Origin of the sequence: Rhodopirellula maiorica SM1, assembly GCF_000346295.1 — a bacterium.
Lineage (GTDB): Bacteria > Planctomycetota > Planctomycetia > Pirellulales > Pirellulaceae > Novipirellula > Novipirellula maiorica.
In genome coordinates this window covers 1-9,407 of the sequence record NZ_ANOG01000845.1, presented here as the reverse complement: position 1 = coordinate 9,407, position 9,407 = coordinate 1, and the positions used below count along the sequence as shown (strand labels likewise).

Below are 9,407 nucleotides of genomic sequence, written 5' to 3'. Positions count from 1 at the left end.
GCTCGGTCAATGCAACAAGAACAATCTGACGATTAGCGAACTGGTACAGCAAAACGAATTGACGTTCCGCAGCGCCGAGGAGATCGAGCACGAGTTGGATCAAATTTGGGAAGCGATGAACCACAGCATCGAGATGGGGTGTCGCCATGAAGGGATCCTGCCGGGCGGATTGAACATCCAGCGTCGAGCCCCGGGGATCTATAAAAAATTGACGGGCATTTCGCTGGACACGGAATCATTGGCCTTGCCCAAGGATCGCATCGATCCGCTCAGCCATATCGACTGGGTCACGCTGTTTGCATTGGCGGTCAACGAAGAAAACGCAGCCGGCGGCCGTGTCGTGACGGCGCCGACCAACGGGGCAGCTGGCGTGATTCCAGCTGTCTTGGCCGCGTTTGCTCGCTTTGACGCAAGCGTCGATCGGCAAGCCATTCATACATTTTTAAGAACGGCATCGGCGATCGGCATGCTCTATAAACGCAACGCTTCATTGTCGGCTGCAGAAATGGGATGCCAGGGCGAAGTGGGGGTGGCCTGTTCGATGGCCGCAGCCGGACTCGCCGCCGTGATGGGCGGGACGCCGGCACAGATTGAAAACGCCGCCGAAATTGGGATGGAACACAATCTCGGACTGACCTGCGATCCTGTCGCCGGCTTGGTCCAAGTGCCCTGCATTGAACGCAATGCGATGGGAGCCGTCAAAGCGATCAATGCTGCTCGGCTTGCCGTGCTATACGGGAACGGCGAACACTGCGTTTCGCTGGACAAGGTGATCGAGACGATGCGGCAAACCGGCGTCGACATGCAATCGAAGTACAAAGAGACAAGCCTTGGCGGTTTGGCGGTCAACGTCATCAATTGTTAAGTTTGATCGACAAAAGTCGGGCAAGTCGTGTTTGCATCGCTTCCCTTGAGCGGGGAACTGGGGGAATTTGACTTCCGACGCTTTTGTTTTTAACTCCCGACGATTTTGTTGGCGTCGCAACAAAACAGGCAATCGGTTAGAAACATCCGCTGTTTTCTGTTTTGTATCCGGCTAGGAAGGCACTCAAATGTCCCCGCTTGTCGTTCTGCTCTGTATCATCGCCGCCGGTCTGTTTATCGGTCGATTGTCGATTTTGGGAATCTCGTTCGGAACCTCGGCCATTCTGTTCGTCGCTTTGCTAGTTGGGCACTTTGGCTGGACGATCCCCGATGGCTTCGGAACGCTGGGATTGGCTCTTTTTGTCTACTGTGTCGGCATCTCGGCCGGCCCCACCTTTTTTCGCGGACTGGCATCGCGAGGCAAGGTGATGGCTTGTTTGGGGGCGATGATTGTTTTCACCGGCGCTTCGGTCACTTGGTGCTGTGCCAAGCTGCTAGACCTGCCCGCGGATTTGGCGGGCGGGCTGATGGCCGGCGCGATGACCAGCACCCCGGCGCTCGGAGCGATCAGTGAATCGGTCGAAGATCCCGCTGCCGTCGCGGTCGGTTTCGGGGTCGCCTATCCCATCGGAATCATTAGCGTTGTCTTGTTTGTGCAGCTCGCATTTAAATGGGCCTCGGCTGAATCCATTGCCCCTGCATCGTCAAGCGGTGATTCCGCTGCAACACAAGACACATCGATCCAGCGGCGGATGGTCGAGATCGTCAATCCAGGAATCGTGGGAAAACGGCCAAGCCAAGTCGAAGTGCTTTCGAATTCTCGTTGCCAAATTTCGCGAGTGTTGGTCCAGTCGCGATGGACGCCGACGCCACCGGATTACGCGTTTGCCATTGGCGACCGCGTGATGCTGCTCGGTGAATACAGCGAGATTGCTCGCGTCGCCGAGACTCTCGGTGTGTTGCACGCCGAGGAAAAAGCGATTCTCGATGCGGACCACGAACGCAAAACCGTAGTCGTCACGTCGCCTGAGATCTACGGACATTCGCTCAAAACGTTAAGACTTCGCTCACGTTACGGGGTCACGGTCGCCAGAATCCGCCGCTATGAAATTGAGTTTGTGCCTTCGTCGCAAACGCATATTTTATTTGGCGACCGTTTAACCTTAGTGGGTGAGTCGGCAAACCTTGCCAAAATCGAACCGATCGTCGGACACCGCCCACGGACGCTCGACGAGACCGACTTACTATCGGTGGTGATTGGAATTGCCATCGGAATTTTTGTCGGGCATGCAGAATTGGATTTGGAAGGACTGACGATTTCACTTGGAATCGCCGGAGGTCCATTGATGGCCGGATTGTTGTTAGGCCATTTTCGCAAGGTCGGACCGATCCGAGGCGCCTTTCCTCCTGCGGCAATGCTGTTGATGACCGAAGCCGGGTTGGCACTGTTTTTAGCCGATGCCGGAATCAAGGCTGGCAAAAACGTCGGCCCCGTCCTGGCGCAACATGGATTGGTTCTCTGTTTGGCTGCGTTGGCGATCGTCTGTTTCCCGTTACTTGTCGGCTACTGCATGGCACGATTCGGCTTTGGGTTGTCGCTGCTTCAGAATCTCGGTGCGACGTGCGGCGGAATGACTTCGACCCCCGGGCTTGCGGTACTCACCGGTTCGACCGAATCAAGCCAACCGGTGACCAGTTATGTTGCGGCCTATCCCGTCGCCTTGGTGATGATCACGATTCTGGGACCGATGTTGGTCGAGATTTTGAACTGGATGTAGCGAAAGCTTCTCGAGGCTTTGGTGTACGACGGTCAATTTTTTGCCGATGCTTAGCGCATAAAAAAACACCGAGAGTTTTTAGGCTCTCAGTGCTTATGCTAGAAATCGATCGGATCGATTAATCAATCTTCAACGAGTTGTACGTTTTCAGCACGAGGGCCCTTCGGTCCGCTGCCCACGTTGTACGAAACGAGTTGACCTTCACGTAGGTCGTCATAGTTCACACCTTCCAGTGCGGAACTATGAAAGAACATGTCGCTACCCGAGTCGGTCTCAATGAAACCAAATCCCTTGTCGGTAACTCGCTTGATTTTGCCTTCTGCCATCTCTTCTTCTTCCAATACTCTCAAAACAATTGTGCCGTTTTCAATCACAAGAAACGTTCTTGTGAATCGAACTGCACCGAGGTCTACGTTAACGACTCCGTCCTCGTAGGTAATAAACCATCCTTAGGCGGGGTCGATTATATCAAATCAATTCGGGTGTTGTTGTATTTTAAAGGTCGTTATCCAAATCTTCTTCGGATTCTTCGTCGATTACGACGACCGGGACAACTCCGTTCTGCTGATCCAACTTGCGCTGTGCACGTCGGTTCAGCTTTTCCTGAGCCTTGTACTTCTTCTCCATTTCGCGTTGGCGTTTGGCGAAGGTATTTTGGTTCTTTGCGATAGTCTCTCTCCAAAAAGGGATCACTCGGTCGTGCTGTGTTAATCACGCGGATTAACGCGAATTACTTCCTATTTCCTGATTTCCACCGTTGCGGGGCGGATTGCTTGTGAAAAGCTAGTTAATTTGCTTGGCGCGTTGTTTGCGTCGCGGGCGGCGACTGGCTTGGTTCCCAGCAGCGGACGTGGGTGAACCGCCGCGGTTGGCTCGGCCGCCACCACGGTACGGTGCACGACGGGCACTTTTACCCTGTTTCGTTTTGGCTGCATTCGGATCGCGAGGTTGCGGTGCGGGTTGATTCGGCGCCAGCGGTAATTTCATGCCGATAAATTTCTCGATATCACGCAGCTCGCCTCGCTCGGCATCACTACAGAACGAAATCGCAATCCCTTCGGCACCGGCTCGCCCGGTTCGTCCGATGCGGTGTACATAACTTTCCGGTTCATTGGGGACGTCGTAATTGACCACGTGCGTGACGCCATCGATGTCAATTCCACGCGCCGCAACGTCAGTCGCCACCAGGACTTGAACCTTGTTGCGACGGAACGCTTCGAGTGCACGTTGCCGAGCACTTTGTGACTTGTTGCCGTGGATGGCGACTGCCTTGAATCCGTTGCGATCCAATTTTTCTGCCAACACATTTGCACCACGCTTCGTGCGAGTAAAGACAATCGCACGATCCGCTTTTTCATCGACCAGAATCTTTTCCAACAACTTCAGCTTTCCGCCCTTTTCGACGAAGTACAGCTGCTGGGCAATTCGATCGACGCTGGTGGATTTCGGGGTCACATTCACGGTCACCGGATCACGCAACAAACTTTGCGAAAGATCGGTGATCTTCGGTGGCATCGTGGCCGAGAAAAACAACGATTGGCGACGATTCGGCAATTCGCTGATAATGCGGCGAAGTGCCGGCAAAAAGCCCATGTCGAGCATGCGATCGGCTTCGTCCAGTACAAACATTTCAAGCTGGCGAAGATCAATGTGACCTTGGTCCATCAAGTCAATCAGTCGGCCCGGAGTGGCAACCAAAATGTGAGCCCCACGATTCAGGGCGCGGACCTGGTTGCCTTGGCTAACACCACCATAAACCAATACTTGGCGTAAACGCAGATGTTTGCCGTAGGTAGCAAAGCTTTCACCAATTTGAATCGCAAGCTCACGCGTCGGAGCGAGCACCAAAACCAAGGGGCGATTCGGAGCCGCTTTACGGCGCTCACCACCGATCTGATTCAAAATCGGCAACGCAAAGGCTGCGGTTTTTCCAGTTCCGGTTTGAGCACAGCCGAGGACGTCGCGTCCTTCGAGTGCCGCAGGAATGGTTTGAGCTTGGATGGGGGTCGGCGTGGTGTACTTCTCGTCGGAAATTGCGCGTTTCAGGGGAGCAATCAAATCGAGTTCGTCAAATGTCTTCAAAAAAGTTTTCCTAGGAAGATTGTTCTGGGAATCCATCGACGCCTCAATGCCAACCGAAACACTTCGGTACCGGCTCGCCCTACGCTCGGCAATGAATGCAACCGCGTCAGGGGGGAAATGGGAAGATGGAGTAATCGTTGTGTTTGATTCCGCATGTCTCGGGAGCGTGATTTCCAAAAGGAACACGCCGACCCAGGCAATGGGAAACGTTTGTCCGCCCGTAAAGGACGATAACTCTGGACAAACAAGAAAGTCACAGAATCCGGAGCGTCGAATCGTCGACGCCGGCAGCTTTCCAGAGCGGTTAACACAACCGATAGTTGGCAGCAATATTGTGCGGCGAATGTGCCGGCACCCATTTTACGGGGAAGCAAGAGGATCCAACTCTGCGATCAGAAATCCCGTTTGGCCGAAAAACGCATCCGTTTCGAAACAGACTCTCGGAATCAAAAAAATCCCGCGTTTACTCGAAAAATCCGCGTTACTCGCTTATTTTCGACCACTGTCCCCAGAAACTCATGTCGAACCGCTGGGGCTTCACTGCGAAGTGTACTCACCTAGCCGCGTGAAGCCAAGTGACAATCTAAAGATTCTCGGTGCATAATGGAGGCACGCGTAGGGATTACAAGGGCTTATGACACTACTTTATTACGACTACCTGTTCCAAGAACACGACACCGGCGAGCATCCCGAGAACGCGGGACGCTTGGCTACGGTGATGCGGCGGCTGAACTTTCTCGGGCTCGATGCCCTTTGTCACCGCCCAACGTGGGAACCAGCGTCGATCCAGCAACTAAGACTCGTCCACACCGCCGACCACATCCAAGCGGTTCGCAGCCTGTGTGAACGAGGGGGTGGGGCGATCGACGAAGACACCGTCGTCAGCCTGCGGTCCTACGATGCCGCGACGCTAGGTGCCGGCGCCGTTGTCGATGCCGTCCAGCGTGTGGTTGCTGGCGAAGACAAGACTGCGTTTTGTCTGATCCGTCCGCCCGGACACCATGCGACATGCGACCAAGCGATGGGATTTTGCTTATTCAACAACATCGCGATCGGAGCTCGCGTGGCGACCCAAACATTGGGACTCGAACATGTCATGATCGTCGACTTTGACGTCCACCATGGCAACGGCACCCAAGACATCTTCTATGCTGACCCGCGAGTCAGCTTTCTTTCGATGCACCGATCTCCGCTCTATCCCTATAGTGGGACCGAGGACGAAACAGGGCTAGGGGAAGCGTCCGGTATGACCATCAATCTACCGATCCAATTTGGCACCTCGGCTGAAATCCAACGCCAAAGGTTTCGCGATGCCATGTTTAGTCTTGCTGAGAAAAATGCCCCTCAATTGCTCTTGGTCAGCGCGGGATTTGACAGCCATCGACTCGACCCGATCGGATCGCTCGGGCTATCAAGCGAAGACTTTACCTTGATCACGCAAGACATTGTGGAAGTGGCCAAGCAGTACACCGGCGGACGCGTGGTCAGCGTACTCGAAGGCGGCTACAACCCACACGCGTTAGCCGAAAGCGTGAGCAATCATCTCGAGACATTAATGGAAGAGGGCTAGGCTGGGCTGGGAATGCGTCGACGGTGAACTTGCAGTTGTGGTCGGTCAATCGACTACAATTCCTTGGTGGCGATTACGACGTCGGCGCCAATTCGCCGGTTAAGAGTAAAACCTCGTGACGCAAACATGTCCAACATGCGGCGATTCTGCGGTGCGACTTCCGCGACGATTCGCTTCCACTTCATTTGTTCGCTGATCTGCAAACAATAATCCATCAATGCGGCACCGAGCCCGTGCCCCTGCCATGCGTCGCCCACCAAAATGGCAAATTCGACCTCGTGATGATCCGCATCGGCCACCAGACGCCCCACCCCGGCAAGCATGTTGCGTCCGTCGTGATTCACCTCGGCGACAATCGCAATCTCGCGATCGTAATCATTGAAGCAATAGCGTGATGCAAGATCATGCGTCGCCGAACGAAACATATAGCGAAACCGCATCTGAATCGTTTCAGCCGAGCAACCCGCGACAAGCTCGCACCACATCGGTTCGTCTTCGGGCTGAATCGCTCGCAGCAAAACTCCGGCACCACTGGACAGCTTCAATGGGCGGGTGAACTGAGTTGGGTAAGGACAGATCGCAAGGTGTGAATAGGGCGAACGAGGATGCAGCACGGCATCGCGCTGAAACGCAATTCTCGCATCCAATGCGACGACTTCGGTCGGAGTCGCCAGCAAGGGATTGATATCCAGTTCCATAATTTCGGGGGCATCGGCCACGAGATAACTAATCCGCATCAGCACTTCGATCAAGCGATCGAGGTTCACGGGGGCTTGGCCCCGGTAAGCTCCCAACAGCGGCCACGCCCGTAGCGATTCGAGCATCCGCCGCGCCAATCGTTCGCTCAGTGGCGGCAGCTCAAACGTCCGGTCCCACAACAATTCGGTTGCGGTGCCGCCTAACCCTACCATCAATACACTTCCAAACACCGGTCCCTGTTTGGAACCGACAAACAGCTCTCGCCCCAATGGGCCCACCATCATTCGCTGAACGGTCACGCCGTCAATCCTTGCGTCGGGACGCTTCTGTTGAGCTTGCCTCATGATTTGATCATATGCCTTGGCCGCAGCATTACGATCAATCAAATTCAATGCGACTCCGCCAACATCGCTTTTGTGCACGATCGAAGGCGAGTGGATTTTCATCACCACTGGGTAACCGATCTGGTCCGCAATCTGGAGTGCGGCGGTTTGGTCGCCCGAAGCAAACGTTTCGCAAACGGGAATTCCGTATGCGTCCAGCACCGTTTTGGAATCCAATTCGGACAGTGTTTCATAGCCTTCCGAATCGCCGTCACAGGCCGCCACTCGTTCACGAAAAATTGTATGTAGATGATCTCGATCAATCTGAAATCCAATGGGCACCGAACGAGGCGTCTCATAAAGCATGCTTCGATTACGAGCATACTTAACCAAATACATAAACGATGCGACCGCTTTTTCTGGCGTCGCGTAAGTGGGAACGCCCGCTTGCCGAAGCTGCTCGATCCCGGCTTGCACTCGCAAACCTCCTAACCACGTCGTCAGCACCGGTTTACGTGATCGTTTGGCGGCTTCGATCACCGCATCGGCTGTTTCCAAAGGCAGCGTCCAAATTTGTGGCGACAAAATCACAAGTACGCCATCGACGTTTTTGTCGGCGAGCGCTACCGCAACGGCGTCGCCAAAACGCGATGCATCGGCATCACTTAGCACATCGATCGGATTCCCATGTGACCATGCCGGAGGCAACAGGGCATCGAGCTTCCCGAGACTCGCGTCGCTTAATTCCGCCAACGATCCATTTCGCTGCAATAGCGCATCGATCGCCATCACACCGGGACCGCCAGCATTCGTGACGATCGCAAGCCGAGGTCCCGCGGGTGCTTCTTGTCTGGCCAGCAATTCGGCACAGTCGAATAAGTCCGCGAGCTCCAAAACACGAACGGCCCCAGCACGAGTCAGCGCGGCTTCGTACGCGTTTTCCGACCCAATCATTGCACCCGTGTGTGTCGCAGCCGCCTTTTGCGATTCGTCAAAACGTCCTGCCTTGTAGACGATGATCGGCTTGTTGCGTGTGAACGCGCGAGCGGCCGACATGAATTGGCGTGCGTGCGCGATCGATTCCACATACAAAATGATCGAATCGGTCCAACGATCCTGGGCAAAATAATCGATCAAGTCGGCGACACCCACATCCAGCATGTTGCCGATCGAAACGAAATGGGAAAACCCAATGCCTTCTCTAGCCGCCCAGTCCAATACCGATGCACACAACGCGCCCGATTGAGAGACGAATGCGACCCGTCCCCGCGTGGCAACATCTGCAGCAAAGCTGGCGTTCAGTTGATGGTAGGGCGACATCAATCCAAGCGAGTTGGGACCGATGATTCGTAGTCCTTCGAAACCTTTGGCGGTTTTGCGTATCTCCGCTTCGATCTGCTCGCCCTGACTGCCTACTTCGCGAAAACCCGCCGACAGAATTACCACGCCCAAAACACCAGCTTCGCCACATTGGCGAACGACATTGGGCACGCTGGCGGCGGGAGTGCAAATGATTGCCAGATCGACCGGACCGCCGCTGGCATCAATCTCAGCCAACGATCGATAACATCGATGCCCCTCGAGTTCGCCGTAGTTCGCATTGACAGGATAGATGTCGCCGTCAAATCCACCGGCGATTAAATTCCGCAGTGCTCGCTGCCCAACGCTTTCATCGCGGTTGCTGGCGCCGATGACGGCAACCTTCTTGGGCTTAAAGATTTTCGCGAGATTACGCGTCGGCATCTGAAACGCTCCTTGCCGTAAAGACGCAGCGGATTGCCCACACGGGTCGCAACCACCTGAGGACGACATCACCGCGTCCGCTCGATAAGTCTCGGTTTAGGGGGAGACTCGGTTTAGTGTAGCAAACGAGTCAAACCAACGCAGCCAAGGCTGATTTGATGCATTGCCACGATCCCACGGTCCGTCAACGCTCAATGCCGTCTGCTTTGGTAGCGGCACGGCTCACGAGAACGTCCGGCTTAGGCCAGAGGCCGATACATCCTCTGCCGTGGCCGTAAGGCCACGGGATGTAGCGAATGAGCTGCAAAGGCCAGAGGCCGACACAATGACTCAGTAAATGTGTCGGCC

General features: G+C 54.8%; 7 protein-coding genes. 3 read left to right on the top strand and 4 right to left on the bottom strand.

What is annotated here, in order from left to right:
• Positions 1-865: L-serine ammonia-lyase (locus RMSM_RS27200; protein WP_040769575.1), on the top strand; the 865-nt coding region annotated here is incomplete at its 5' end.
• Positions 866-1,052: 187 nt separating this feature from the next.
• Positions 1,053-2,642: an aspartate:alanine exchanger family transporter gene (locus RMSM_RS27195; RefSeq protein WP_008704519.1), complete on the top strand. Its 1,590-nt coding sequence runs from the start codon at positions 1,053-1,055 to the stop codon at positions 2,640-2,642.
• Between the two features lie 122 nt (positions 2,643-2,764).
• Here the strand turns inward: RMSM_RS27195 and RMSM_RS27190 are convergent, their stop codons facing one another.
• From RMSM_RS27190 to RMSM_RS27185, 3 genes are all read right to left on the bottom strand, one after another.
• Entirely contained in the window at positions 2,765-2,968 is a 204-nt protein-coding gene (locus RMSM_RS27190) for a cold-shock protein (RefSeq protein WP_040769577.1), read from the bottom strand.
• A 169-nt stretch (positions 2,969-3,137) separates the two neighbouring features.
• Positions 3,138-3,269, bottom strand: a complete 132-nt coding sequence (locus RMSM_RS43490) for a hypothetical protein (protein ID WP_008704516.1) — start codon at positions 3,267-3,269, stop codon at positions 3,138-3,140.
• Between the two features lie 156 nt (positions 3,270-3,425).
• Positions 3,426-4,724: a DEAD/DEAH box helicase gene (locus RMSM_RS27185; RefSeq protein ID WP_144057999.1), complete on the bottom strand. Its 1,299-nt coding sequence runs from the start codon at positions 4,722-4,724 to the stop codon at positions 3,426-3,428.
• A 634-nt stretch (positions 4,725-5,358) separates the two neighbouring features.
• On the opposite strand from RMSM_RS27185, the gene RMSM_RS27180 reads away from it, so the two are divergent.
• On the top strand, positions 5,359-6,294 hold the full coding sequence (locus RMSM_RS27180; RefSeq protein ID WP_008704511.1) for a histone deacetylase family protein: 936 nt from the start codon (positions 5,359-5,361) through the stop codon (positions 6,292-6,294).
• Between the two features lie 53 nt (positions 6,295-6,347).
• Here RMSM_RS27180 and RMSM_RS27175 read toward each other — a convergent pair whose 3' ends face one another.
• On the bottom strand, positions 6,348-9,059 hold the full coding sequence (locus tag RMSM_RS27175; protein WP_008704509.1) for a bifunctional acetate--CoA ligase family protein/GNAT family N-acetyltransferase: 2,712 nt from the start codon (positions 9,057-9,059) through the stop codon (positions 6,348-6,350).
• Between the last annotated feature and the right edge of the window lie 348 nt (positions 9,060-9,407).

Excerpts from the sequence above, each read along its gene's own strand:
- RMSM_RS27195 (WP_008704519.1), top strand. The coding sequence starts at position 1,053 with ATGTCCCCGCTTGTCGTTCTGCTCTGTATCATCGCCGCCGGTCTGTTT.
- RMSM_RS27190 (WP_040769577.1), bottom strand. The coding sequence starts at position 2,968 with ATGGCAGAAGGCAAAATCAAGCGAGTTACCGACAAGGGATTTGGTTTC.
- RMSM_RS43490 (WP_008704516.1), bottom strand. The coding sequence starts at position 3,269 with ATGGAGAAGAAGTACAAGGCTCAGGAAAAGCTGAACCGACGTGCACAG.
- RMSM_RS27180 (WP_008704511.1), top strand. The coding sequence starts at position 5,359 with ATGACACTACTTTATTACGACTACCTGTTCCAAGAACACGACACCGGC.
- RMSM_RS27175 (WP_008704509.1), bottom strand. The coding sequence starts at position 9,059 with ATGCCGACGCGTAATCTCGCGAAAATCTTTAAGCCCAAGAAGGTTGCC.